Source organism: Candidatus Bathyarchaeota archaeon (genome assembly GCA_026014725.1).
Classification (GTDB): domain Archaea; phylum Thermoproteota; class Bathyarchaeia; order Bathyarchaeales; family Bathycorpusculaceae; genus Bathycorpusculum.
Genome location: JAOZHV010000059.1, coordinates 269,756 through 294,594 on the forward strand (window position 1 = coordinate 269,756; position 24,839 = coordinate 294,594).

Sequence of the window (24,839 nt, forward strand, 5' to 3'; positions counted from 1 at the left end):
ATGCTTTATTTAGCAACCAGCTTAGCCTGCTTTATTATGAAGACCCCAGAGTTGCCTTTTGCCTCAATGGAGTGTTCAAGAATTTCAATTCTTTTCTTAAACATAGGCGCATCGAGAACTGTTGTCTCAATCTCTCCGCCCTCTCCTGAAGGGCTAATGCCAAACTTTTGCTGTAACTCTACCAGTCTGTCTATGATTTGTGTGTCTATTTGTTTTCCAAGCCATGACTCATCGAGCGGATAAGCGAAAATCCCGGAAATTATAACGTTAAACCGTTTCTTGATAAGCGTTTCTAAGAGGGCTTTTTGGTTGTGTTTCCATAAAGGGTTGATGCATCTAAGGTTTAGGCGGTCGCAGATACGCTGTATCCTTGTCGCCTGATAGACAGATTCTACCGCACCGGTGACTATGCCGTCTATGTTGAATTGGCCCCTAGCCTGTGTGATGGCTTTCTCTAAGTCGGCAAGTTCCTCTTCTTTTCTGCCTTCTGTTTCCACCGAAATCATCGGTAACTCTAGAGCTTCTGCTTGGAGGGCTGTTATATTGATGTTTGGGGTATGGAACATGTAGCTTTCTTTGTTCTGCGAAACAAGTGTGATTAGACAAACAATCTGGTCTGTTTCGGCTGCAAAATGTAAGGCAAGTGTTGAATCCTTGCCGCCTGAGAATAGCACACCTAATCGCATGATAGTGTAAAAAGGAGAATGCTATTTATATGCGTGCTGAAAGGTCTGCTTAGACTTTTACACTGCAAATGTTGGGGATGGCTTTTAGTTTGTTAATGATTTCTTGCGGCACTTTTTTATGGAGCACGTAGACTGAGATGGCGAAGCCTTTTCCGATTTGCCGTGAATAGTTGGCTCTAATGTTGATGTCGCTGTCGGCTAAGACCTTGTCAATGTTTGCAAAGACGCCTGGAACATCTCGGTGGTGAATAAATAATGTGTAGACAGGGATTTCTTCAACTTCGATGCTCTCGCCTGCGTTGACGGCGTTGATGAAGTCGCCGCCTAAAAGGTAGCCTGAAACAACTCGGGCAATCTCGATGGATGTTTCTCGTTGTGCTTCTATTGTTGATGCACCCAAGTGGCAACTAAAAACCACGTTATCGAGTTCTAAGAGTTTGTTCTTGAATTCTGCGCCTTCAACTTTTGGCTCTTCAGTGTATACATCCAAGGCGGCGCCAGCTATTTTTCCCTCTTTGAGCGCTTTGTAGAGTGCTTCCTCGTCTATGTTGCTGCCTCTAGAAGTGTTAATTAGATAAGCGGTTTTTTTCATTTTAGCTAACTCTTTTTCACCAATTATAACTTCTTTACCGCCAGTATGAATACTAACATAATCAGCTTTCGCTAAAACCTCATCTTTCGACATGAACTTTATACCTGAATCAAGAGACGGTTTTATATCGTAACCTATGACTTCCATGTCAAAACCTCGTCTGGCTATCTGAGCGACTTTTTGACCAATTCTACCGCAACCCAAAAGACCCAGCGTCTTGTAGGCAAGCTCAGTGCCTTTTAACCTGTCTTTTTGCCAAACACAACTCTTCAACGAGTGAGTAGCCTGAGAAGTTTTCCTGGAAACGTCTATCATTAAGCCGATGGTTAATTCGGCAACGGCATTGGTGCTTCCGTAAGGAGCAGATTTCACAACGATGCCAAATTCAGAAGCAGCCGCAACATCAATGTTGTCATAACCGACTCCGGCACGACCAACAATTTTGAGTTTTCCTTTGGCGCCTGCTTCTAAAACCTCGCGTGTAACTTTTGTAGCACTCCGCACAACTAACGCGTCAAACTCTCCAATCTCTGACACCAGAGCTTTTAGGTCTCTTTTTTTAGTGTCTGTTTCTATGCCTGCTTCTTGGAAGAGTTTTAAGCCTTCCTTCTCTAAGCCATCGTTTAACAGTACTTTCATGCCAAGAGTCTCCATTGAACGTTAAAACTTGATTGCGGACGTGTATTATAAAGTTCTCTGAAAAACAAACCAGTCTTTACGTGTTCGGCTTTGCTTTTGCCATGGTGATTCGGGTAGAGGCGATTTCAAACGTTGACAACTCGTTACAGTAGGGGCAACGAAGACGACGCTTGTTACCATAACACAATGAGGTTAGGGTAGCACCTAATACCCAGTGAAAATAAAAGTTGCGTTTGCATTGTGGGCAGGTTAGCTTTGAAGTGTAGCGTGGTCCATACTTCTTGGGAAGCAGAATGAAAAATACAATGAAGCCTAAAACGGTGATTAGGCTGAGGACGCCTATAATTTCAATCAAGGTCAAACCAGCATTAGGAAAGGAGAGCTTAAGCTTTTTTGATGTAGCTTAAAGCTTCTTCTACACTTTGGAACCCGTATTTTACGCCGTTAAACTCTTTCTTAAGCGCTAAAACGTCCTCTTTGACTTCGGCAGGTTTGCGTTTGCCCTTGATTACGTCAAGCATCAAATCACAGAGGTGTTTGATGTCGCCTTCACGGAAGCCGCGTCGAGTTACGTCTTGGAAGCCAATCCTCAAGCCTGACGGGTCATCCTTACCGCTCTGGTCATCATAAGGCAGCAAGTTCTTGTTTAGGATGATGTTTGCATCTTCGAGATCTTGAGCAATTTTCTTGCCGCCGCCAAAATTTCGGATGTCCACGGCGATTTGGTGGCTTTTTGTGAAGCCCTTCTTTTCAGCGAGCACTTTCACGCCGTTCTCACAGAGATACTGCCCTGCAGTCTGAGCATTCTTCACTATTTGCCTCGCTAACTCTGCTCCGAAAAGCTTCATCTCCAAGGCAGCTATGCCGAGCGCTGGCAACCTGCCCAAATGCGTGCTGGAGGCGCTGAGTGGGAAAATGGCGAATTGAATCTTTTTGACTGCCTTTTCAAGCGCGGGGGTAGTTGGGTTGCCCATGACGACGCCGCCTTGGGGTCCTGGGAAGGTTTTGTGAGTTGAAGAAGTGATAAAGTCTGCGCCCTCTCGCAAGGGGTCTTGGAACTCGCCGCCTGCGATCAACCCAAGAACATGGGACGCATCGTAGGCTACATACGCGCCAACTTCATCGCATACAGCTTTGAGCTCTTTTATAGGGTGAGGAAACAGGAAGAGGCTACCGCCGAACGTGACGATACCTGGCTTTGCTGCGCGAATCACGTAGGCTGATTTTTCTGGGTCAATGTTGAACTCGTCGACGTCATAAACATGGTTTATGTTATCTAAACCAAGGATGTTGCCTGCTAAGCCCGTGTAATCATGGCTGATGTGGGCGCCGCAACTCAGTGGCGTTACAACCATTTTGTTGTTTTTTGCGGCTAACGAGAGACCTTTAAAGGTAGAGAGGTTTGCATGGGTACCTGAAACCAGACGCACGTCTGCCCAAGTGCTCTTGAAAAGGCTCTTCATTATGTCAGCTGCTAAATCCTCAATTTGAGACATGTACTTTTGACCTTGATAGTAGCGTTTTTTAACGTGTCCTTGAGCATCGTTTTCGCCTTCGGCATATCTGGCAGCAAGGTCGTGTGAGAGGTTGAGCATTTGGTTGACTGCGGGTGATTTGAGCCCTTCGCTTGCAATCATGTTTATGCATTCTTTGTCGCGGTACTGTTCATGCTTTCGGGTTGCTTCAATTAAATCTGCGACCAAGTTTGGCAAGTTTTCCATTCTTTTTTCTTCTCCCACGCTTGAATCATCAACGGAATTGTGCTTTGCAGTATTTAGCCGTTACTGGAAGCAAGAGAGGTTTAAAGGTTAACTGCTCGAGTTCCATGAGTTAAAAAATTTTAGGTATACCTAAACCTTTATTAGGTCGGTTGCTAAATTTAGGTATACCTAAAATACCTAAAAAGGTGAACGTGAAATGCCTCCAAGAAGCGTTGAAGACTACCTCAAAGCCATATACGACCTATCCAAAAACGGAAACCCAGTCAGCACCACAGACCTCTCCAAAATGCTTAACGTAGCGCCAGCCAGCGTCACAGAGATGCTCAAAAAACTATCCGAGAAAAACTACATCCAGTATTCACCATACCATGGCACCACCCTAACGAGCGCTGGAAAACAAATTGCTGAAAAAATGGCAAGAAAACATCGCTTACTCGAGCGCTTCCTATCCGACGTACTAAAAATAGACAAAGTGAAGGTTCACAGTCAAGCTTGCGAAATGGAACATGCCCTCTCAGATGACGCAGAAGAATCACTCTGCAGATTCCTAAAACACCCAGAGAGCTGTCCTGACGACGGCAAAATTATCCCGCCCTGCGACCTACAAATCGGAAGCTGTGCAGAATGCATACACCTTCATAATCAAGGCTTAGAGGAAGTTGGCAAACGCAAAGAAAACCTTGTCGCTCTAAGTGAGCTAAAAGATGGGCAAACAGGAAAAATCCAGTTCATCAGAGGCGGCCACAATGTGCTCCAGCGCCTCTTAGACATGGGGCTCACGCCAAGCACAAAAATAACCCTAATCAAAGCAGCACCCTTCGAGGGGCCAATCCAGGTTTCTGTGCGGGGTTCAAAATTGGCGCTCGGCAGAGGTATAGCGTCAAAAGTCTTTGTTGAAATTCAGGATTAAACTCGGAAGGTGTTTGGGCTGTGTCGTCAGATAATAAAAATAACGAATGTAAGCAGTTAACGGTTGCTTTAGCAGGCAATGCGAACGTTGGCAAAAGTGTACTCTTTAACCAGTTAACAGGTTCGAATCAGATTATCGGTAACTGGCCAGGAAAAACCGTTGACCGCGCCGAAGGCACGTTGCGCTATGAGGGTTATGATATTAAAGTTATTGATTTGCCAGGCATTTACTCTTTTTCTACTTTTTCGATGGAGGAGCTTGTTTCCCGCGACTACATAGCCTTGGAGAAACCTGATGTTGTGATTAATGTTTTGGACGCGTCGGTTCTTGAGCGAAACCTGTTCTTCACAATCCAACTCATCGAGATGGGAGTACCCCTTGTTATTTGTTTAAACCAAGTGGACGAAGCCAAGAAAAAAGGCATAATCATCGACAAAGAAAAACTGAAAAACACGCTCGGTGTACCCGTCGTATTTACTGTTGCTATTCGCGGCGAAGGCATCTATGAACTAATGGGTGAAGCAGTTAACGCTGCCTTGGACCCCCCTAAAACTAAGCAATTGAGATACCGAAAAGACGTTGAGGAGAGTATCGGAAAACTCCAGCACATCATCGAAAAGGCGAATCTTGACATTCACTATCCAGCCCGCTGGCTCTCCATTAAGTTGCTTGAGGGCGACACTGAAATAATCAAGCTGCTTTCCGAAAAGTCCCGCGAAATTGTTGATGCAGCAGTAGTCATATCCCAAGAATTGGCGAGCACTTGTCAAGAGCCTTGCTTTTCAGTAATTGCTTCGGAACGATATTCACTTGCTAGCTCAATTGCCGCATCAGCACTCCAGCAAAGCGAAATCAAGAGCACTTTCTCTGAAAAACTCGATTGGTTAACCACGCACAGAGTCTGGGGGTACTTTACTTCGGCAGGAGTCATTGCAGGTTTGTTGCTTTGGACGTTTTTTGTAGGAAACGCGCTCTCAACCCTAATCGCAGATGGCTTAAACCTTATTCAACCAATTGACCCAGCGTTGTCTGCAAGCCAGCCAATTCTAAGCATTATCCTCAACGGTGTTTGGGGCGGATTCACCGCTGGCGTCACTTTAATCATTCCTTTCGTTATCCCGTTCTACTTGTTACTAGCTATAGTTGAGGATTCAGGGATACTAACACGGGTAGCGTTCATGATGGATAGCGCTATGCACAAGATAGGCTTACATGGCAAAGCCTTGATTCCGATAATTCTCGGTTACGGCTGCAACGTGCCAGCAATTCAAGCATGCAAAATCATGGAAACACGACGCGAGCGGCTCTTGGCAGCGTTCGCCATCACTTTTGCGCCTTGCTCAGCCAGAACCATAATACTGTTCGGCATGGTGGGACTATTTGTTGGTATTCAATGGGCGCTTCTGCTGTACGTAGTTGACATTGTGATAATCTTTGCTTTAGGAAGGGTTGCAATGAAAGCAGTTCCCGGCAAATCAACTGGCTTAATCATGGAGATGAGCAGTTTTAAGATGCCCGCGCTCAATGTCGTCTTAAAACAAACTTGGACGCGCACAAAATCCATAATCTACGTTGTGTTCCCCATATACATAGTCTTCAGCGCGCTTATCCAAGCACTCTACGCCCTAAACCTGCTGACGCCAATTAGCAACGCACTGGCACCGTTAACGGTAGGATGGCTGGGCTTACCAGTAGCAGCGGGGGTACTGCTAATATTGGGCACGGTTCGCAAAGAATTCATACTCGTTGGTGCAGTTGCAATCCTTGGCACCACGAACTTGCTGGTCGGCTTTACGCCAGTGCAGTTGGTCGTGATGGCGCTGGTGGCAATGCTCTACATTCCATGCGTGGCAACTGTGGCAATCTTGGGCAAAGAATTCGGTTGGAAAGCAACAGCAGTCATAACAGCATCAAACATTGGGGCTGCATTGTTAATCGGCGGCTTAGCATTCAGGTTGCTGACGCTTTTGGGACTCTAACCCCTCCTCATTTCTTTGCAAGCCTAAAAGCAAGCAACCATTATATTTGATTCAATGGTTAGTTTGGTTTATGTCAACAACAGCGCCACATTGTCCCTGCCCAAAAAGAGACTGCCCACGCCATGGCAACTGTGAAGAATGCGTGCGGCACCACAAAGAAAAGGGCGAGTGGCCATACTCTGCAAGGTGAATAATATGGCTAAGCCGTCAGAGCGTGAAGCGCAAAAGAAACGGGAAAATATACAGAGGTATTTTTGGGATATTGTTGGTTCTGTTGAGCATATTTCTTTGCCTAAGCTGGAGGACGCAGTTAGGAAAGAGTTCAACTGTCAAGACGACAGGTTTGTTCAAACGCAGGTCAATCTGATGCAGACTGAAGCAAGAATCAGAGTGCAAAGCAACGTCAAAGTATGGATAAAACAGCCGCCAACCTGAAAAACGGCCCTTAGAGGTCTGATTGTGAAGTTCTTTGGGGCTTTTTCGTCAATTTACCTTTAGCGCAATACTCACAAGTACCGTAGATATCTATTCGTTGACCGCTGGGGGTGAATTGAACTTTTCCAGTTGCTTTTTTGACAAGTTCTTTTGAGGCTTGGTCGTCTAAATCTTGGATTTTGCCACATTGCAAGCATATCAGGTTTATGTGTGGTTCTAGGTAAGGGTCATAGCGTGTTTGTCCTTTAGGAAAATTAAGTTCTTGGATTAATCCGCTGTCTTTTAGGATATTTAGGGTGCTGTAAACAGTGGCTAGGCTGACTGTTGGATTTGTCTTTTTAACTGCCGTGTAGATTTTTTGTACACTCGGATGCTCGGGGCTTCCCAGCGCGATTTTACAGACGGCTATACGTTGAGGAGTGGCTTTGTAGCCTTTGCTGCGAAGTGCATTTATAATTGATACTTCAGTTTTCTGCGTGGACTGCATAACTAATACTAGGTAATAATAATTCTTAAATAATATTGCGGTGAAAGTTAATAGCAAGGAAGAATTTTTATGAAAGAAAATTTAACCACCAATCAAGGCTCATCTGTTCCTGACGACCAAAATTCTCTCACTGCTGGAAAAGACGGGTATGTGATGCTCCAAGATGTCCATTTGATTGAGAAGTTGGCGCACTTTAACCGTGAACGCATCCCTGAACGCGTCGTCCATGCCAAGGGCGCTGGTGCAGGAGGCTACTTTGAAGTAACCAAAGACGTAACCAAATATACAAAGGCTAAATTTCTCTCAGAAGTGGGCAAACGCACCGAAGTCTTCGTACGATTCTCCACAGTAGGCGGAGAAAAAGGCTCAGCGGACGCTGAACGCGACCCCCGCGGCTTTGCAGTTAAATTCTACACAGAGGATGGAAATTACGACCTCGTCGGCAACAACACACCAGTATTCTTTATCCGCGACCCCCTCAAGTTCCCAGACTTCATCCACACTCAGAAACGCCACCCTGGCACCAACCTTAAAGATGCAAACATGTTCTGGGACTTCCTATCTCTAACACCTGAGTCTGTGCATCAAGTAACCATTCTGTTCTCAGACCGCGGTACCCCACGCTCATATCGCCACATGAACGGCTACAGCAGCCACACCTACAAATGGTACAATGAATCAGGAGAAGTATTCTGGGTAAAATATCACTTCAAAACTGACCAAGGCATACAAAACCTAACACGTGAAGAAGCAGAACACATAAAGGGAACAGACCCAGACCACGCCACCCGTGACCTCTTTAAAGCCATCAAAAACGGCAACTACCCCTTTTGGACACTACAAATGCAAATTATGCCTGCCAAAGACGCCGAAACCTACCGATTCAACCCCTTTGACGTTACCAAAGTTTGGCCCCACGGCGACTACCCGCCAATTGACATCGGCAAAATGGTGCTCAACCGTAACCCATCCAACTATTTCGCTGAAGTTGAACAAGCAGCCTTCTCGCCAGGCAACTTTGTACCAGGCATTGGAGCTTCGCCGGACAGGATGTTACAAGGCAGACTATTTGCTTACCATGACGCGCACAGGTACCGCTTAGGACCCAACTACCTGCTGTTGCCAGTTAATCAGCCTAAAGGCGTGAAAGTCAAGAATTACCAACGCGACGGCTACATGCGTTTTGACGGAAACTTTGGCGACGAACCCAACTACTACCCTAACAGCTTCGGTGGACCCGAACCCAACCCAGAAGCGGCGGAGCCAGCCTTTGAGATTTCAGGTCAAGTTGCACGCCAACCATACACGCACCCCAACGACGACTTCGTACAGCCAGGCAACCTCTACAGGAAAGTCATGACTGACATTGACCGCGAACACTTAATCGGCAACATAGTATCACATCTGTGCAATGCTAACAAGGACATCCAGCAACGGCAAGCAAGAATCTTCTACAAAGCAGACCCTGAATATGGCCAACGAGTAGCAGAAGGCTTAGGCATAGAACTCTAAGCCCATTCTTTCTTTTTTAACAGGAATCTTTTTTATAATCAATTTGTTTCTTCAATGTGAAAGTGAAACAATATGCCTGAATCAATCGAGAAAAGAGTACAACAAGCCCTTGACGATATTAGACCGCAAATCCAAATGGACGGCGGAGACGTAGAACTAGTCGCTGTGGAGGGAAAAACTGTCAAAGTCCGCTTAGTTGGGCATTGCGCAGGTTGCCCCATGTCGCAAATGACGCTTAAAAACGGCATTGAAGCACACCTTAAGTCAGTGGTTCCAGAAGTACAAAAAGTCGAAGCGGTACATTAAGTCAAACAACACTCAATAATCATTAAATTTTATATTTTTTTGTTTAGGGCAAATCTGTATTTAGCCTTCATAAAGTTTTAGAAATAAAATTAATTAATGTTTAATTGGGTTAAGAGGGAATGCATTGATGGCACGTCCATCACACTTGCATATCCACACAACTCTTAACCCCTTGCTTCAATTCTAAAAAACAGTCACTAAAAATTCAAGAAGTAGATTGAAAACTAAAAAAAGAAGAAAGATTCAGCTTTTCCAGTGCTCTAAGGCAAGAGCCAGCTCCCTGTGGCTTTTTGCATATTCACCAAGCGTTTTGCCCTCCAGAGTCGCATCGACTGCTTGGCGCATCGCTTTAGCGCCTGCCACTGTTCCTTGTGGATGTCCATGAATGCCGCCGCCAGCCTGAAGAACCACATCAGCTCCAAAGTTTTCCAGCAATGCAGGCACAAGACTTGGATATAGCCCGCCGGATGCAACAGGCAACACAGGCTTCAATCCGCTCAGTTCGGTCTTGCAGGCTTCAATGTTTTCCAACACTTCCTCTTTTGTCTCTGACATTTTGCCTACAACTGTGCCAACGTGCAGTTGGTCAACACCAATCACCCGCGCGACTGTCACTATGGGCTTCATAGCTATACCGTGCAGGGGATTTTTGGTGAAGGCTGCGTGTCCAGCGCGGTGCGCGTGAAGGACAAGTTTGAAATTTTGGTTTCTAAGCGTTTGCAGAGCTGACCAGCCGCAGGTTAAAATGTCTATCATGAGGTATTCTCCGCCTTGGTCAACGACGGCTTGGGCGCGTTTGAGCAGGGTTTGGGTTTCAGCGGTGATGTTTACCATGTAAACTTTGTGTTCACCAGTCTCGCTCTGAGCTTTGTCTCGGCTCTCCAGCGTCTGCACCAAACGTTCCTCAAAGGGGTTAAAAGCTTGGCTACTGAGGTTCTCATCATCTTTCACGACATCGCAGCCACCCAGCCATGCTTCGTAAGCAACTTTGGCGTGGTCTTTAGTTTTTAAGCCCAATTTAGGCTTGATGATGGCGCCTACAAGCGGGCGTTTTGGCACGTTTAAGAGTTTGCGGATTCCGTCTATTCCGTAGGCTGGACCCTTAAAACTGGAGATTAACGTTTTAGGAAGGTGTATGTCGAGTAAACGCAGGTTCTTGAGCGCTTTTAGCCCGAAAACATTGCCTGCAATGCTGCTTAGGATGTTTGGCATGTTGGCTGGCTCAAAAAGTTCAATCGGATAAGCAATTTTTATCGTGTTACCGTGGATGCTGTACACGTGGGCTGCCAGTTGCTTAACGTAGGGCTGTTCGGTTGTTAGCTCAGTCCATGTGCCAACAGAGCTTTCAGCGGCAACGCCGCCTGCGGCTTCGTTTAGGCTTATGCCGTCAGGTTCAACGCTAAATGTGCAGGTTAAGTCTGTTTCTTTTGGTTTATAGTTTAAATCAACAAAGTCTAGATACTTCAAAGAGAAACCTCTCACTGAGTATTGTGAACTGCTTTTTCCTTAAAATCTTTAACTATAGCCACAGCAATCAAATAGTATCGGTGGCTTTGCAGTGGAGCTAAAAGTTGAACTCTTAAACATCACCACAGGCGGAAACCGAATTGCCCTCTTAAGCGAAGAAACCGCCAGCCAGTTAGGCGTGCACAGTTCTGACAGAATAAAAATTACGTATGGCAAAAAAGAACTGATTGCAATAGCAAACATTGCAGAGCACTTTCCAAATGACCGCATCGGACTCTTCGAGGAAACCGAAGCAGCACTGCAAGTTAAGGGTGACGAGATTGTCCAAGTTCATTTAGCTTCGCTTCCAGAGTCACTTTTTAGTGTGCGTGCCAAACTTCATGGGGAGCGCCTTCGTGAAAAGGACATTATGAACATTGTAAAGGACGTTGTTGAGCGGCATTTGAGCACGGTTGAAATCGCCGCGTTCCTCACAGCCCTCAGCATCCACGGATTAAGCACAGCTGAGAACGAAGCTTTATCAAGAGCTATGGTTGCAACAGGGAAAACGCTTCATTTTGGCAAGGGACCAATTCTAGACAAGCACAGTGTCGGCGGCATCCCAGGCGACAAAACCAGCATGCTGGTCGTGCCCATAGTAGCAGCTGCAGGATTCACCATACCCAAAACCTCCTCGCGGGCAATCACGTCTCCAGCTGGAACTGCTGACAGAGTAGAAACCCTCTGCCCAGTCAACCTTTCTATTCACGAAATTCAAAATGTTGTAGAAAAAACTAATGGGTGCCTTGTTTGGGGTGGCTCTCTTGAGCTTGCACCAGCCGACGACCTGTTCATTCAAGTAGAGTATCCGTTGGGGATTGACCCGATGTTGTTGCCTTCTATTCTGAGCAAGAAGAAAGCCATCGGCGCCACCCACGTTGCTGTTGACATTCCAACAGGGATGGGCGCAAAAATTAAGACACGGACAGAAGCGTACGTTTTGGCTTCTGATTTTGTGGATTTAGGTAAACGTTTAGGCTTAAATATTCAGTGCGCCCTGACTTTTGGTGACCAACCGTTAGGATGCACCATTGGACCAGCGCTGGAAGCCAAAGAAGCGTTGATGACTCTTATGGGGCGTGGTCCACCTGACTTGCGGGAGAAAGCCGTGAGCCTTGCTGGGATGCTTTTTGAGATGGTTGGGGTTGAGAACAGCCGAGTTGTGGCTGAGGAAATGGTTGATTCTGGCAAAGCTGAAAAGAAACTGCGAGAAATCATCGCGGCTCAGGGTGGAAACCCAAGGGTTAAACCTGAAGATTTGCCTGTTGGTTCCGAATCTGCTGTTGTGCGTTCGGATAAAGCTGGCAAGGTCCTGTGGCTTAGCACTGAAGATATTGTGCGCATCGCTCGTGAGGCAGGAGCACCAAAGGAAAAAGGCGCAGGCGTGGTTTTACATGCCAAGTTAGCGGATAGTGTACGTAAAGACGGCGTCTTGTTTGAAATTTTTGCGGAACGAAGTAGCAAGTTGTCTTCTGCTTTGGAGTTGGCTAAACGGTTGTCACCTATTGTGCTGAGCAAAAAGCCTGAGGAAAAAATGATTCTAGACCAGATACCTGAAAAAACAACCCGTGAAAAAACTTTCATGCTTGACCGATGAAAGCAATTGGTTTAGTGATGTCTGATTGCTCCACCAATCAAGCCTCCGATTGCTGAAACGATTCCTGCGAATACCGCAAATAGAATCGCTATAACGCCAACTGCCAAACCAGCTAAGCCGCCGAACAAAGCGCCCGCAATGCCCTCTGCGATTCCGCCCATTACTGCTAGACCTACAAATGCTAGTATAGCTATTATGATGCCGCCGAAGATGCCTGCTAAAAAACCAGCCAGTGCTCCTCTACCGATACCTGTCGCGATGAGTCCAGCAACAAGTCCGCCGATGAATCCACCGATTAAATGCCCCAGTCCTGGAAAGAAAAAACCAAGGAGCAATGTTACCAAAAAGCCTACAAAAGCGCCCAACCATATGCTTCCCAACTTTTATTCACCACCTTTACAAGTAATTTCTCAGTGAATGCAAAAAATAAACACTAAACAATACATGGGTTGTTTAAATAATGGTTTGTTGGTGTAGTTACGCAATCACAATGCTTTGGAAACGGAAAACTGCTTATCTTCTCGTTGCAACTCCGCCTATTAAGCCGCCTATGGCTGAAATCACCGTGACAAGAATCCCTAACAGTAAGACCATTATTCCAACTGCCAGTCCGGCTGCACCGCCGAACAACAAACCTAAAAAGCCATGGGTTATGCCGCCATAAACTGCAAAGCCCAAAAATGACAGGATTGCCAAGACTATCGCACTGAATATGCCCGACACGCATCCAGCGATTGCCCCGCCGATAATGCCTCTTGCCAAAAGTCCAGCTACTACACCGCCGACGAAACCGCCCAGAATGTAGCCTATGCCTGGGTAAATCACGCCAAGTGTTACTGTTATCGCGGAACCTGCCAAGATGCCTAAGCCAATTCTGCTAAACATTGTTAACCCAAGCGGTTGAAACTAAAAAAAGGAAGATAAAGGTTGTTCTTTAGCGAGCCCTTGACGAGCGTACTTTTGGTTCAAGCAGGGTCCAAAGCCACTCGGTGAATTCTCGCAGGTTCTTGGTTTGAATGTAAACATCGCCTGGACCTGTAATTTGCGTGACTAAGCCTTCGCCGCTGAGCAAGGTTTCTTTTAAGCCGCCGAATCGTGTGACTTTGTAGCTGCAGGATTGGCTGAACCCAACGAGGTGGAAGTTGTCAACTATGAGCGTTTGTCCTGATTGTAATGTGTGCACGTCTATTGCGCCGAATGTGTTGATAAACATCTGCCCGCTTCCTGTTGCTTTAATCATGAATAAGCCTTGTCCAAAGAGTCCTTTTGTGAAGCCTTCCCATTTCACATCCAAGTCTATGCCTTGTGTGGAGGCTATGTAGGCGGATTTTTGAATTACATAACCGCTGTTAGGTGCAACATCAAGTTGTTTTATGTCTCCGACGGGAGCAGCAACAAATGCTGCTTCGCCGGTTCCGTTGTTGGCGGTGTAGTCGTTTACCCAAAAAGATTGTCCGCCTATGATGCTTAAGCCTAAGCTTCCTAGCAGACTTTTTTCTCGTTTTCGGGTGTGCACTTCAATGTTTGGTGTCATGTATGTGAGGGCGCCTGATTCGGCGGTGATGGTTTCGCCTTGGTCTAAGGTGGCTACTAGCATGGAGTATGAGGGTTTATATTTAATTTCGAACTTCATTTTTTTCCCTTTCTTGCGTTACTTATAAAAACATGATTACGCAATTGAGCTTATAAAAATTTAAACAAGGGCTGCTCTGAGGGCTTGACAGTTACTAGTTCCGCTAAAGTAATCCTGAAGAAAACATTTAGTCTAACTTTGATATTCAACGCTCTGATTACCTTAGGTTGCGTTGCAGGGATTCTGTTGGGCTTTTATCGTTCCATGCCGAATTGGAAACCTTTTGCACCATACCTTATCGATGGTAATCTTTTTTGGCTGGTAATCGTAGCGGCGTTAATCAATATTTTTCCTAGTGCAAGTATTGGTCGCGTTTTGCATACAGGAAGATTCTTGTTTCATCATTACGTCTATGGTGCTTTCCTGCTAGTTGGTTCATCATTACTTATTGTTGCTTTCGCATCTGTTCCACTGCACAATATTTTCTTTGTAGATGACAGCAGCATAGAAATCAACGCTGGAAGAGTGTTTATTTTGGCTGGTTTAACCTTATTCATAGATGATCTTCCTGATGTTTCGAAGAGAATTGAAGCTGGCTTGAACTGGTTTAAGTCAAAAGCGTATAAGGTAAGAAGAGCCATACATGCGTTGCAATTGCTTACAGGTGTTGTCACATTCTACTGTGGGATTTCCGCTCTCTTATGTACATTGCAGTATGGTGGGCGTGTCGTGCCTAACTCCATTTTGATTGTATCGCTTTTCATAACTAGCTTCACATCTTTCGCTTTAGTTAAACGGAAGGCTTGGCTAAAAATTACACCGTCGCCAACACGGGAACCTGTTAATGCTGTGCTTTTATGATTTCTTTCCCGATTGCCTCTAATTGTTGACGCGAGTAACCGCTAGAATTTTTGTGTGCAGCTATGTAGTTGGCAAGTTGAGGCAGCTTTAGGATTGGAACTGTAGGATTGTTTATGTGAAGTACAGCATGCTTGTTTGTGAAGACTACTATGCCTTCTACCCAGATACCGAACTGCCTTAGATTTGGTGAACTGTCGATTACTTGCTTGATTCGCGCAATGTTTCTCTTTAGCTGGCGACTTGGACTTGAGTCAACATGGCGTTTGTTATCCCGTTGCCACTCATCTCCGTTACAGGTAATGTTTCCGCTCCAATTCTTTGTCTCCAAAACAAACACGCCGTTTGGACCGAGGACAATATGGTCGATGTCTCCACCGCCATTACGAAGAGAAAGAGCATTTATGAGGTAATAATCGTTGTTTAGTTTGTTGTTGAGTAGTTTGATTACTTGTTTTTCACCTTGCCATCCACCACTGTAGATGTGGTACTTGCGCAGGTAATAATAGAAGGCAATCAGCGGCGCAAGCGAAAAGATTAGGGCGATATACTCAAGGGAGGTCACCTGCCATGTAGAGAGGACTCTGTATGCCACAACGAAGAAAATTAAGAACATCAATAGAATGCAAAGGGCTGCTTTGGCAAGGTTTTTTATAGTCTGGTTCTTGAGGTGACTGCTTGAAGCTTTTAGCCGACGCATACACAGTCATAGAGCCTGAAACTAATATTATTTTATGGCATTCAAACAGCGTTTAAAACATAATCGCATTGTTCTTTTAGCGGAACAGGCTGTTCTCGGAAAAGAGCTAATAGTAACTCTCTGTACTTTTCTGCTTAGTGAAAAAAAAATGTCCGCTAAGCAATACTCCACAAAGTTCAAAATAGCTATGATAAGCGTGCTCATCGCAAGCTTGTTAAGCGTACCCTTTTTGATAACGGTAAATGCTCAGAGTTCAGGGGTTACAGTTGGATACTGGTCCTTAGACGAAGTGAAACCAAGCGGTTACAACACCATAACCCCTGATGCGGTAAGCGTGAACGCTGGCATCGTAGCAGGCGACCCTGAGCCGACGCTGGTGGAAGGAAAATTTGACAAGGCTATGAAGTTTAACGGTGAAGGTTTCGTTTATGTTCCAATCAAATTTGTTATTGGCTTTCCACCTACGCCGCAACCAATCTATATGCCAATCTCACCCAACCTTGACGTGCAAAAATACATTGCTGTTGAAGCTTGGATTAAAGTTTCAGAATTCACGCAAGCAACTTACAACAACATCGTTGTTAAATGTGACCATCCAGACCAAGCCTGCGCGTGGCAGAACACCATTAGAGTACTTGGGTTATCAATAAGAGCAGGTGAACTTGAAAACGGCGTCGTCGAAGGTGCATTAAGCGGTTTTGTGTTAACGGACAGTGATGGCTTTAATGAAATTGTGACAACACAACCCATTCCGCTAAACCAATGGATCAACGTTAAGTTTACTAGGACTTCCACAGGGATGCACCTCTACATTGATGGGCATGAACAAAGCGTTAACGTGATTCGCGGTGTCCAAAATCCAAATGGCAATATTGTTAATGGCACCGAGTACTACTTTGGACATGACGGGCTAGCAACCATAGACGAAGTTCGCATCACGGATTTAACTCCACCAGAAATTAGCGAAGATGCCTTTGACATAGGTCCTAACATGTTGATTGCAATAATAGCCGTCGCGGTCATTTTTGCTGTGGCTTGGCTTTTGCGCAGAGCCATTCAACTGTGGATTATTCGACCTAAAATGTAACTCCGCCTAAGGAGCGTAAAAGTTTGGGCACCACGCTGAAATTGCTTGAGTTAATGCTTCGCCAAAAACTCTTAGGGCAGGGACTAAAAGGAGAAACCAATACGCCCCTCATCGTTTCTTTTGCCGTAACACGAGCCTGCAACCTACAATGCCTTCACTGCCACGTCTCAGCCAGAGAAGCCATGCCAGACGAACTTAACTTAAAAGAAGCTATGCACGCGATTGACGAAATGGCAAACCTGGGCACTGAAGCAGTGATTTTCAGCGGCGGCGAACCCCTGCTAAGAAAGGACTTTGTGCTGCAGCTTGCCCAGTACTGTGAGGACTATGGCATCATAACCGCCATGCTTTCAAACGGACTGCTAATATCGCCTGAAACTGCCTTACAACTGAAAGATGCAGGCATCAAAGCAGTAGGCATACCCATTGACTCTATCATTCCTGAAAAACATGACTGTTTAAGAAACCGCCCAGGCACCTTCAAAGAAGCTGTCTCCGCCATCCAAACCTGCTTAGACATAGACTTAGAAGTAGTCGTAACCACCATGGCGCTCAAAGACACATTCAACGACATCCCAAAACGCATAGAATTCCTATCAAACTTGGGAGTTGATGAAGTCGCGGTTTACGATTTAGTTCCAGTCGGCAGAGGCAAAGACGTAATGGACCAAGCCATGAGTCAAGAGCAACGAGTCAGTCTGATTCGGTGGCTACAGGGAATGCAAGAAACCACAGAAATGGTTTTTGCAATGTCAGGCGGACTACCGCTCTATCCTGAAATCGCCATGGAAATGCATAACTCTCACGGCACCAAACCCAAAGACCTTCTAATCAAGGAGTTCTGGATACACAACAACGTCGGTTGCCACGCAGGGATCTTCTACTTTAGCTTACGACCAAACGGAGACGTTTACCCCTGCACCTTTTTACCAATTAAAGCTGGAAACATCCGAGAGCAAAGCTTAACCGAGATTTGGCGCAACTCAAAAATCCTAAACACACTTCGCCAGCGACAAACGCTAAAGGGAGAATGCGGAGTCTGCCAGTACCGAGAAACATGCGGCGGATGCAGAGGCAGAGCCTACGCCTGCACAGGCGACTATTTGGAAACTGACCCTGTGTGCCTGAAGGAACTGATGATACAGGAGAAGGTTTCGCCAGTTGACGTGAAACGCTTCGGATGGTGCGTTGGGTAGCGCTAGATTTAGAAGCATATTTGCCGCCTATTAGTGGTTCTATGTTAGAACCTATAGGGGGTAGGTGCTATTGCCGCTTTTTCAACCCAAAAGCATGTTAAAAAATCAAACGCTTTTTATTTCAAACTTTTCGATACAAGTAAATGGTGTGTGACGGATAACCCAGCTGTGGATTTTCACAGAAATTCTCAACCTTCTCAGGACGCCAGCCAATAATCTCGTAATCATGCGAAACAACCCGCGCACCCTTTCGCAAATCCTTTTCAAGCTTAGGCTTAATCTTCTCATTCGCGCTCGTCGTCAAGTATAAGTAGACAACATCAGCCGCCGACAAATTTACATTAAACATGTCACCATTCACAATGGTCACGCGGTCCTCAAGACCATTCTCATGAATAGCAACCATTGCTTTCTTTGCCAAATCCTCACGTAACTCAACCCCAACTCCACGCGCGCCAAAACTCTTAGCTGCCATAATCACCGTTCTACCATCGCCCGCACCCATATCAAAAAGAACTTCGCCAGCTTTCAACCCCGCCAGCTTAAGCATGTACTCTACAACAACAGGCGGACTTGGAACAAACGGCGCGATAAACATACAAGATACATCTTCCTAAACAGAGATTTAACTCATACTCTATTACGTCACGTAAGCATCCTTCTTGGGCAAAGGTCTCCTTGCCTCACCGCATTTAACACAACTCTGCGCACACAACTCCAAATACTTTGCTTCATCACGCGAACCAACAGCAGTAGCCGCCTTCATGCACAACTCGCTTGGTTCATTGCAGCCTTCTTCTTTGCATAACTTGGAAATGTACTGGCAAATCTCCTGCACATCTTTGGGCTCTAAAACTGCCCGATTCGTACGCACAAGCAAACACAGCTCCCGCGCCATAACGCAAGTTTTGACGTATTTGATTCGCTCAAGAACTTCTTTTCGCAGATTCTTTCGGCTTATTTCCACATTCAACCTCTCCTATGGCATAACAAGCAGACAGCACCAATAAGCTGTTTTACACTTAAAAAGATGCTGTTAAACCTAACATATCTTAAACCGTCAAGACGAAAAGCAATAATTACCTAAACCGTTTGCTTAGCGCCTTGCGCTCTGCTTCCAAAATCAACTCAAAAAAGCTATCTGAGAGCGCGTTTTCCTTCTCCAGAATGCTTGCGACATCAGAAACTGAAACTCGCCGTGCACTCAACGCAACCGTAGCCACTTTACCATACTTTTCAATCAACTTCGCAGTCTGCTTGGCATTAACTTGCATCTTCTCTTCGCCCTTAGCGAGGTGTTCACCTTTCTTTTCAACTAGCGGTAAAGCCTTCTCCTCCTCAACCTTTAGCATGCCAATCGCAAAGGAGCCGCATCGCGGGCATTTGGGCTTATCAGGCAGGTCTTTGATGCGTATCATTTCCATCCAGTCCCAACACTGAGTACACACAAAGTTGCCTGTCTCATTGAGCAAACGCGCCTTGGCAGACTCAACCAGCACCGCACGCATCTTTTCAGGCGGAATCAAATCAGTCTTCATACTAACCCGCTCGATGCCAACACGGGCAACAGGAGTCGCATTGCCACCAGTGTCAACCACCTGCAACCGAACTAAACCGTCACGCAACCGTCCAAGCACAAAAACCAACCCGTCAGCATCAAGGTCTTTAGAGAAAACCTCCTTGAGCCCCTCATCATAAATCGGTGTGCCCTCAAAACTAGAAATAAGCTTCTGCAGGCTAACGTTGCTAAAGTCAGCCCACTTCTTGAGTGCCCCAAACCTGCGAGCCACTTGGATGACTCGGCGCTTAAACAACCCCGTCTTCACCGTAGACAACACCAACGTATCTCGTATGGTTTGCTCACTCATGCCTTTCATTTCGTTTAGCACCTCAACCAGCCGCTCGGCGCTCATGGCGCCCATAGTTTGCACGAAAACTCGGTAAGGGTCATGCTGCACAACTATGCCGCGTCCAAGCTTGTCAGAGAGCACCTGCCCAAGCAACTGCGCAAAAGCTCGATTGGTGAGCGAACCAAAGTTTGAGTGCACAATCACGAATTCGCCCCACTCTTCAACTACAATTCGGCTTGGTGTTGGGACAGGAAAGCCGCTGTGCATCTGCTCCAGTGTCTCAGCCAACGCATTCCTAATCGTTTCCGCGTCAGCGGGGTAACGTTCAGAAAGCATAGTGCTAATCTGTTCGGCAGTGGCTCCACGCTGGTTTTGTTCTTCAGCAAACCCTCGAATCTCCGCTACTTCCTGCGCTATCTCATACGGAACAGGAATCTCCTCGCCAATCCAGCTTGGAATTGAACCAGTGGGGTCATCAACGGGGCGAACGTAAACTTTGTCTTCGGTTGCGTGCATTATTTGCCACGGACTGCCGCGGATGATGAATTTGGTGCCGGGTTTGCCGTACTCTGCCATGAACGCTTCATCCAACACGCCGATTGAAGAATCGGATGATTCGTCAATGACTAGAAACTGTTTTTCTTCAGGAATCATTGAGAGATTATCAAAATAGTACTCAAACAACGCTTTTGTCCGCTGAGGCTTAAGCACAACTTTGTCCTCGAAGGAAGTCCAAGCTAAACGTGGAAAACGTGAGTGCATGTATTTGAGCACTTTTTCCACATCGCTCAAGGTTACATTCTCAAACGGGGCTGCGCTTTTCATAAGGTCACGTATTTCCTCAAATGTCAAGCGTCTGTTTTTCAAAAGCAAGCCTGCGATTTGGTGAGTTAAAACGTCATAGGGTTTGTCTGGAACCGATACAGGTTCAAGTTGTTCTGCTAAAGCTCGCCGAGCAATTGCCAGCGCTTCAAGTGTGTCATCAGAGTCCATGCCGATGATTATGCCTTCAGACACGTTGCCGTAAGTGTGTCCTGCCCTACCGACACGCTGAATCAATCTTGTAACTTGCCGTGGACTCATGTACTGGATGACAAGGTCGATGTGTCCCACATCGATGCCGAGTTCAAGGCTGCTTGTGGCAATTAAGCCTTTGAGAGCACCGCGTTTGAGCCCTGTTTCCGCCGCAATTCGCGAAGGCTTGGCCAGCGAGCCGTGATGAATGGAAACTGGGAAATCGACATCCCAAACTTTGAAACGCGAAGCCAAAACCTCGGAGACCGAGCGTGTGTTAGTAAACAGTAGGACGGATTTGCGTTTGCTCATGTAATCGCGGATAATGCGTAGCCTTGCCGCTACTTCGGGGTGAGTGTAAATTTTGGAGGCGAAGCGAACGTCTTCTTCGGTTGGTTTAGGATAAAGCACCTGCAACTTCACCATTTTGGCAACGGGAACCCGCACGATTTCAACGGGGCGGTTATCGCCGACAAGGAACTGGGCAACCTTCTCTGGAGACCCAATCGTAGCCGACAACCCAATCATCTGGAACTCTTTACCGATTAAGCCTCTCACACGTTCCAGCGCCAAAGACAGTTGGCTTCCACGCTTGCTATCAGCTAACTCATGCACCTCATCGATGATTACCCAGCGGAGACTCTGCAAATGCTGGCGCAGTAGCCATCCCGACAAAATAGCTTGCAACGTTTCAGGAGTTGTTATTAAAATGTCGGGTGGACTGTGAGATTGGCGTGTGCGCTCTTTGGTTTCTGTATCTCCGTGCCTCACAGCGAGTTTTATGTCTAGGTTGTTGCACCACCACTGCATCCGCTCAAGCAAATCACGGTTTAGCGCCCGAAGCGGCGTAATGTAGAGCACTTTTATTCCAGGAGTCTTGGGCTGTTGCAGGAGCATACTGAGAACTGGCAGGAACGCGGCTTCAGTTTTGCCTGTGGCGGTCGGTGAAATCAAGAGGACGTTTTTGCCGTCGAGAATTTTTGGGATAACCATCTGTTGGGGTTCAGTTGGTTTTGTGAATCCTTTTTGTTCAACGAGCCTTCGCACTGGCTTTACGAGCAACTCAAAAGCGGACTCAGAATCTGCCATCAATAAGGAGTAACCTTCGAGATAATAGAATGCTTTGTTCGTGGTATAAAAAATGTTAGGCGACAATAATGCAGATTGCTGATGTTTTAGACGGAATACACAATGCACGCCTAACCGGGACTCCACTTGACTTAACAATGTTTAAACCGCTTCTTTTCGTTTTTTATGAATCCATCTTCAAGCTTTCCTTATCAAAAATCTGGTATGGATTTCACTGGAGACTTGAAAACAGGTCTAAAAGGCTACATAATCAGCGCATTTAGAGATATAGATGATATAACCAAAGTCGATAAAAAAAAGAACATAATAATACAAAACAAGAGATAATTATTCCAAATATGACCAAGGAAGGGAAAGCATGACAGGCGAACATGAAGTAGAGTTGGTCATGAAATATCTAAAGAAGCAAGGAAAACCCCAATAAATATGAGTAGAGTACGCAAGTCAGGCTGTGACATAAAGTGCGGTGACCAACTCATTGAAGTTAAGAAAAGAGACTTGGAAAATTACAGCTTTATTTTCCTGACCCATAATGAGTTTGATAAATTCCTAAAAAACAAGAGCATGTGTTTGTACGTTGTATATAGAAGGGATGGAAAGGAAAAGCTAAAAATTTTTGATAGAGACACAGTAATCGGCAACTCTAAGGAATCGATAAGATACAGGATTCTATTGAGGAAAGCAATCAAAGAAGATGCTAAGGAAATAGAGCTTTAGAACTGGCTTGTTTTGTTTGCGGGGTTTGTTTATTAGATGTGAGTTGGTGAACTGTTTAGTTTTTGTATTAGACAGTAGTGTGTTTGTTGAGTTGTTTTGGTTTTTTATGAAGGAGCAAAAGCCTTGTTGGCACGCCGACCTCATTGGCAAGTAGATGTACGCAATTTTGCGTAGCTTACCGTCTATTTGGCGTCTATTAGGAGCATATTTGGATGCTATTAGAAATTCTATGCAGAAACCTATAGGGGTAGGTGAAATTACCGCTTTTCAACGCCAAAAGCATGATGAAAAATCAGCGCTTTAAATAGGGGGATAGGATCTACCTGCAAAACAAACAAAACCTCTCTTATTTATAGTATAAATAAGGGGGTATAAAAAAACTGCAGCTATCTTTCCAATGCTTCGCCTTTAAGATAGGTCCCGCAAGCTTCAACCACGCGAACCAGCACACTCTTGCCAAGAATATTCTTTTCGCTTTGAATGGCAACTGGCTTGTAGGCGAAGTTGCGTCCAACCCAAGACCCCTCAAACTTACCACGCTCATCCACCAAAACCTCACCACACCAGCCAACCCAACGCTGATTCCGCTCAGCCACAAGACGCTTCGCCAACGTCGACGCAACAGCGCTTCGCCGCTTAATCTCTTCCTTCTCGACTAAGCCATCCTGCATGCCCCACGCCGCTGTTTTGGGTCGAGCAAAAAACTTTGACACATTAACCACATCAGGCTTAACCTCTTCTAAAAGTTCAAGCGTATTCTCAAACGCCAAAACGCTCTCACCTGGGAACCCAACAATAACATCAGTCGCCAACGTTAAATCAGGGAACACAGCCCGAAACGCATGTACGATGTCTTTGAATTGTTTAGCTGTGTAGAATCTGCGCATGCCACGCAAAACTTCGTCGTCACCGCTTTGCACAGGCAAATGCAAAAATTTGAAAACCTTCTCACTGCGAAAAGCATCAATCAGGCGGTTTTGTATGTCAAAGACCCAGTTCGGTGTCATCATGCCAACTCGGATGCGAAAGTCACCCTCCAAACCAGCCAGAGCCTCTAAGAGTTCCGCAAGGTTTGTGCCCAGGTCTCTTCCGTAGCAAGCTGTGTCTTGTGAGGTTACCCAAAACTCTCTTGCACCAGCCGCATAATCACTCTGCACATGCTTGGAAATCTCATCTATACTGTAGCTTTGCAGGTGTCCACGCGCAAAAATCACGCAGCAGTAAGCGCAACTGCCCAAACAACCATAATTAATCGGGACAATGCTGACGACTGGGTTTGTGCGTTGCCTTGGAAGACTAAGTTGCGGCATCTCCGCAACTGCTTCGGTCTCCACCACTGTTTCGCCAGCCATAACACGCAAAACCACATCCACAATCCGCTTGCCGAATGCTGGACCCACCACGCCGTCGAAACGCACTTCGCGGCACAAACGCTCAAAACTAATCTTCGGCAAGCAACCGGCAACGATAATTTTCTTGTCCTTTGGCGCATGCTTTAACGCGTCGATTATGCGGTTCTCAGTTGGCCCCTTTACGGCGCAGGTATTGTAGATTAGTACGTCAGCGTCAGCTTCGCTATCTGCCAACTGGAACCCTGCTTGGGCTAAGCAACCAGCTAAGACCTCGCCATCTGCAGTGTTTGCGGAGCAACCAAAGTTTTTAACTAGAACCTGCAAGCTTATTGTTCACTTGTATGGTAGATGTTGCAATTACAGATAAAAACGTAGAGGTTCATATATGGGATTTAAACAGGAACATGCAACATAACAAATTAAATGCTTTTAAATAAATACACGAATATGTTATGTACATATTTAATGCATAATATATAGAAGTATAACGTTCAATCATTGTTGTGTAGTCATCTAACAAGGGAGAGATAGCCCGATGAAGCTAATAACTCTGTATCTGCCTGAAACGTATATAAAAGCTTTGGACCAGTTGGTTGACGAGCGGTTCTATCCGAATCGTGCGGAAGCCATCCGTGTCGCAATCCGTGATTTGATTAGTGCTGAAGTTTGGAGGCGAAAAGGCGTTGACTAAGCATGTACATGATGAGTTGAAGTGTAGTTTGTCGATTGAGGATGCTAAGGTTGAGGTTGCGCCAGAAATCATTGATAACAGCGTGGTCATTGCTGGTCCACGAATTGTCCGCAAACCTAAAGGAAAAGTAAAGGTAAGGATGGTTAAGGCGAAAGTGACCGCGAAGAAAAGCGGGTTGGAAAAAGCCACAAGCCAACTCTACGACCTTGAAGAAGAGTGTGTGCCAGAAAAGCCGCTCAACATCGATTTTGGTCTCTACCAAATGGAAGACTACTAAGCGTCTTCTTTTTCTCTTTTTTTGTGTTTGTTTTTTAGAAAGGCTATTATTCTCAAAAGCACGAT

The 24,839-nt window shown here is 45.8% G+C and carries 26 protein-coding genes; 12 read left to right on the forward strand and 14 right to left on the reverse strand.

Annotated elements, in window-relative coordinates:
* Window positions 1-5: 5 nt before the first annotated feature.
* From NWE95_13255 to NWE95_13270, 4 genes are all read right to left on the reverse strand, one after another.
* Window positions 6-686 (reverse strand): TIGR00289 family protein, encoded by a 681-nt coding sequence (locus NWE95_13255; protein MCW4004867.1) that lies wholly within the window; start codon window positions 684-686, stop codon window positions 6-8.
* A gap of 49 nt (window positions 687-735) precedes the next feature.
* A complete protein-coding gene (locus tag NWE95_13260; protein MCW4004868.1) occupies window positions 736-1,917 on the reverse strand; it encodes an ACT domain-containing protein in 1,182 nt (393 codons plus the stop codon).
* A gap of 76 nt (window positions 1,918-1,993) precedes the next feature.
* On the reverse strand, window positions 1,994-2,272 hold the full coding sequence (locus NWE95_13265; protein ID MCW4004869.1) for a hypothetical protein: 279 nt from the start codon (window positions 2,270-2,272) through the stop codon (window positions 1,994-1,996).
* Window positions 2,273-2,300: 28 nt separating this feature from the next.
* The gene (locus tag NWE95_13270) at window positions 2,301-3,656 is read right to left on the reverse strand and encodes a serine hydroxymethyltransferase (protein ID MCW4004870.1); all 1,356 of its coding nucleotides are present in this window, start codon (window positions 3,654-3,656) and stop codon (window positions 2,301-2,303) included.
* Window positions 3,657-3,834: 178 nt separating this feature from the next.
* On the opposite strand from NWE95_13270, the gene NWE95_13275 reads away from it, so the two are divergent.
* The 3 genes from NWE95_13275 (at window position 3,835) to NWE95_13285 (ending at window position 6,962) form a co-directional block, all read left to right on the forward strand.
* Window positions 3,835-4,548 (forward strand): metal-dependent transcriptional regulator, encoded by a 714-nt coding sequence (locus tag NWE95_13275; GenBank protein ID MCW4004871.1) that lies wholly within the window; start codon window positions 3,835-3,837, stop codon window positions 4,546-4,548.
* Between the two features lie 20 nt (window positions 4,549-4,568).
* Window positions 4,569-6,527 carry a ferrous iron transport protein B gene (gene feoB / locus NWE95_13280; GenBank protein MCW4004872.1) on the forward strand — a complete coding sequence of 653 codons (1,959 nt, stop codon included), beginning with the start codon at window positions 4,569-4,571 and terminating at the stop codon, window positions 6,525-6,527.
* 195 nt (window positions 6,528-6,722) lie between these two features.
* Window positions 6,723-6,962, forward strand: coding sequence for a hypothetical protein (locus tag NWE95_13285; protein MCW4004873.1), 240 nt, complete (start codon window positions 6,723-6,725; stop codon window positions 6,960-6,962).
* Between the two features lie 10 nt (window positions 6,963-6,972).
* On the opposite strand, the gene NWE95_13290 is transcribed toward NWE95_13285, so the two are convergent.
* Complete coding sequence (locus tag NWE95_13290; GenBank protein MCW4004874.1) at window positions 6,973-7,449, reverse strand: transcriptional repressor; 477 nt, start codon at window positions 7,447-7,449, stop codon at window positions 6,973-6,975.
* Window positions 7,450-7,518: 69 nt separating this feature from the next.
* Between NWE95_13290 and NWE95_13295 the strand changes: the two genes are divergently transcribed.
* Window positions 7,519-8,961, forward strand: a complete 1,443-nt coding sequence (locus NWE95_13295) for a catalase (protein MCW4004875.1) — start codon at window positions 7,519-7,521, stop codon at window positions 8,959-8,961.
* 72 nt (window positions 8,962-9,033) lie between these two features.
* Entirely contained in the window at window positions 9,034-9,267 is a 234-nt protein-coding gene (locus NWE95_13300; protein ID MCW4004876.1) for a NifU family protein, read from the forward strand.
* A gap of 243 nt (window positions 9,268-9,510) precedes the next feature.
* Here NWE95_13300 and rbcL read toward each other — a convergent pair whose 3' ends face one another.
* The gene (gene rbcL, locus NWE95_13305) at window positions 9,511-10,734 is read right to left on the reverse strand and encodes a type III ribulose-bisphosphate carboxylase (GenBank protein MCW4004877.1); all 1,224 of its coding nucleotides are present in this window, start codon (window positions 10,732-10,734) and stop codon (window positions 9,511-9,513) included.
* A gap of 91 nt (window positions 10,735-10,825) precedes the next feature.
* Between rbcL and NWE95_13310 the strand changes: the two genes are divergently transcribed.
* Window positions 10,826-12,370 carry an AMP phosphorylase gene (locus NWE95_13310; protein ID MCW4004878.1) on the forward strand — a complete coding sequence of 515 codons (1,545 nt, stop codon included), beginning with the start codon at window positions 10,826-10,828 and terminating at the stop codon, window positions 12,368-12,370.
* An 11-nt stretch (window positions 12,371-12,381) separates the two neighbouring features.
* Here NWE95_13310 and NWE95_13315 read toward each other — a convergent pair whose 3' ends face one another.
* The 3 genes from NWE95_13315 to NWE95_13325 form a co-directional block, all read right to left on the reverse strand.
* Window positions 12,382-12,750: a DUF5518 domain-containing protein gene (locus NWE95_13315; protein ID MCW4004879.1), complete on the reverse strand. Its 369-nt coding sequence runs from the start codon at window positions 12,748-12,750 to the stop codon at window positions 12,382-12,384.
* A 133-nt stretch (window positions 12,751-12,883) separates the two neighbouring features.
* On the reverse strand, window positions 12,884-13,255 hold the full coding sequence (locus tag NWE95_13320; GenBank protein ID MCW4004880.1) for a DUF5518 domain-containing protein: 372 nt from the start codon (window positions 13,253-13,255) through the stop codon (window positions 12,884-12,886).
* A gap of 49 nt (window positions 13,256-13,304) precedes the next feature.
* Window positions 13,305-14,003: a TIGR00266 family protein gene (locus NWE95_13325; GenBank protein MCW4004881.1), complete on the reverse strand. Its 699-nt coding sequence runs from the start codon at window positions 14,001-14,003 to the stop codon at window positions 13,305-13,307.
* Window positions 14,004-14,087: 84 nt separating this feature from the next.
* On the opposite strand from NWE95_13325, the gene NWE95_13330 reads away from it, so the two are divergent.
* Window positions 14,088-14,804 (forward strand): hypothetical protein, encoded by a 717-nt coding sequence (locus tag NWE95_13330; protein MCW4004882.1) that lies wholly within the window; start codon window positions 14,088-14,090, stop codon window positions 14,802-14,804.
* Here NWE95_13330 and NWE95_13335 read toward each other — a convergent pair.
* Window positions 14,785-15,501, reverse strand: coding sequence for an NERD domain-containing protein (locus tag NWE95_13335; GenBank protein ID MCW4004883.1), 717 nt, complete (start codon window positions 15,499-15,501; stop codon window positions 14,785-14,787). The two genes, NWE95_13330 and NWE95_13335, sit on opposite strands and share 20 nt — an antisense overlap.
* 148 nt (window positions 15,502-15,649) lie before the next feature.
* Between NWE95_13335 and NWE95_13340 the strand changes: the two genes are divergently transcribed.
* Both NWE95_13340 and NWE95_13345 read left to right on the forward strand, forming a co-directional pair.
* Entirely contained in the window at window positions 15,650-16,588 is a 939-nt protein-coding gene (locus NWE95_13340) for a LamG domain-containing protein (GenBank protein MCW4004884.1), read from the forward strand.
* Window positions 16,589-16,611: 23 nt separating this feature from the next.
* A complete protein-coding gene (locus tag NWE95_13345; protein MCW4004885.1) occupies window positions 16,612-17,784 on the forward strand; it encodes a radical SAM protein in 1,173 nt (390 codons plus the stop codon).
* A 121-nt stretch (window positions 17,785-17,905) separates the two neighbouring features.
* On the opposite strand, the gene NWE95_13350 is transcribed toward NWE95_13345, so the two are convergent.
* From NWE95_13350 to NWE95_13360, 3 genes are all read right to left on the reverse strand, one after another.
* Window positions 17,906-18,382, reverse strand: a complete 477-nt coding sequence (locus tag NWE95_13350; GenBank protein ID MCW4004886.1) for a class I SAM-dependent methyltransferase — start codon at window positions 18,380-18,382, stop codon at window positions 17,906-17,908.
* Window positions 18,383-18,424: 42 nt separating this feature from the next.
* Window positions 18,425-18,751 (reverse strand): hypothetical protein, encoded by a 327-nt coding sequence (locus NWE95_13355; protein ID MCW4004887.1) that lies wholly within the window; start codon window positions 18,749-18,751, stop codon window positions 18,425-18,427.
* 112 nt (window positions 18,752-18,863) lie between these two features.
* Window positions 18,864-21,737 (reverse strand): DEAD/DEAH box helicase, encoded by a 2,874-nt coding sequence (locus NWE95_13360; protein MCW4004888.1) that lies wholly within the window; start codon window positions 21,735-21,737, stop codon window positions 18,864-18,866.
* Between the two features lie 426 nt (window positions 21,738-22,163).
* Between NWE95_13360 and NWE95_13365 the strand changes: the two genes are divergently transcribed.
* Window positions 22,164-22,454, forward strand: coding sequence for a hypothetical protein (locus tag NWE95_13365; protein ID MCW4004889.1), 291 nt, complete (start codon window positions 22,164-22,166; stop codon window positions 22,452-22,454).
* Window positions 22,455-22,840: 386 nt separating this feature from the next.
* Here the strand turns inward: NWE95_13365 and NWE95_13370 are convergent, their stop codons facing one another.
* Window positions 22,841-24,130: a tRNA (N(6)-L-threonylcarbamoyladenosine(37)-C(2))-methylthiotransferase gene (locus NWE95_13370; protein ID MCW4004890.1), complete on the reverse strand. Its 1,290-nt coding sequence runs from the start codon at window positions 24,128-24,130 to the stop codon at window positions 22,841-22,843.
* A gap of 211 nt (window positions 24,131-24,341) precedes the next feature.
* Between NWE95_13370 and NWE95_13375 the strand changes: the two genes are divergently transcribed.
* Both NWE95_13375 and NWE95_13380 read left to right on the forward strand, forming a co-directional pair.
* Window positions 24,342-24,497 (forward strand): ribbon-helix-helix domain-containing protein, encoded by a 156-nt coding sequence (locus NWE95_13375; protein ID MCW4004891.1) that lies wholly within the window; start codon window positions 24,342-24,344, stop codon window positions 24,495-24,497.
* Window positions 24,490-24,774, forward strand: coding sequence for a hypothetical protein (locus NWE95_13380; protein MCW4004892.1), 285 nt, complete (start codon window positions 24,490-24,492; stop codon window positions 24,772-24,774). The genes NWE95_13375 and NWE95_13380 overlap by 8 nt, the downstream gene beginning before the upstream one ends.
* Window positions 24,775-24,839 lie beyond the last annotated feature (65 nt).

What these genes read in the sequence shown, in the direction of transcription:
- NWE95_13255 (MCW4004867.1), bottom strand. Translation starts at nt 686, where the DNA reads ATGCGATTAGGTGTGCTATTCTCAGGCGGCAAGGATTCAACACTTGCC.
- NWE95_13260 (MCW4004868.1), bottom strand. Translation starts at nt 1,917, where the DNA reads ATGAAAGTACTGTTAAACGATGGCTTAGAGAAGGAAGGCTTAAAACTC.
- NWE95_13275 (MCW4004871.1), top strand. Translation starts at nt 3,835, where the DNA reads ATGCCTCCAAGAAGCGTTGAAGACTACCTCAAAGCCATATACGACCTA.
- NWE95_13285 (MCW4004873.1), top strand. Translation starts at nt 6,723, where the DNA reads ATGGCTAAGCCGTCAGAGCGTGAAGCGCAAAAGAAACGGGAAAATATA.
- NWE95_13290 (MCW4004874.1), bottom strand. Translation starts at nt 7,449, where the DNA reads ATGCAGTCCACGCAGAAAACTGAAGTATCAATTATAAATGCACTTCGC.
- NWE95_13295 (MCW4004875.1), top strand. Translation starts at nt 7,519, where the DNA reads ATGAAAGAAAATTTAACCACCAATCAAGGCTCATCTGTTCCTGACGAC.
- NWE95_13300 (MCW4004876.1), top strand. Translation starts at nt 9,034, where the DNA reads ATGCCTGAATCAATCGAGAAAAGAGTACAACAAGCCCTTGACGATATT.
- NWE95_13320 (MCW4004880.1), bottom strand. Translation starts at nt 13,255, where the DNA reads ATGTTTAGCAGAATTGGCTTAGGCATCTTGGCAGGTTCCGCGATAACA.
- NWE95_13325 (MCW4004881.1), bottom strand. Translation starts at nt 14,003, where the DNA reads ATGAAGTTCGAAATTAAATATAAACCCTCATACTCCATGCTAGTAGCC.
- NWE95_13335 (MCW4004883.1), bottom strand. Translation starts at nt 15,501, where the DNA reads ATGCGTCGGCTAAAAGCTTCAAGCAGTCACCTCAAGAACCAGACTATA.
- NWE95_13340 (MCW4004884.1), top strand. Translation starts at nt 15,650, where the DNA reads ATGTCCGCTAAGCAATACTCCACAAAGTTCAAAATAGCTATGATAAGC.
- NWE95_13350 (MCW4004886.1), bottom strand. Translation starts at nt 18,382, where the DNA reads ATGTTTATCGCGCCGTTTGTTCCAAGTCCGCCTGTTGTTGTAGAGTAC.
- NWE95_13360 (MCW4004888.1), bottom strand. Translation starts at nt 21,737, where the DNA reads ATGGCAGATTCTGAGTCCGCTTTTGAGTTGCTCGTAAAGCCAGTGCGA.
- NWE95_13365 (MCW4004889.1), top strand. Translation starts at nt 22,164, where the DNA reads ATGAGTAGAGTACGCAAGTCAGGCTGTGACATAAAGTGCGGTGACCAA.
- NWE95_13375 (MCW4004891.1), top strand. Translation starts at nt 24,342, where the DNA reads ATGAAGCTAATAACTCTGTATCTGCCTGAAACGTATATAAAAGCTTTG.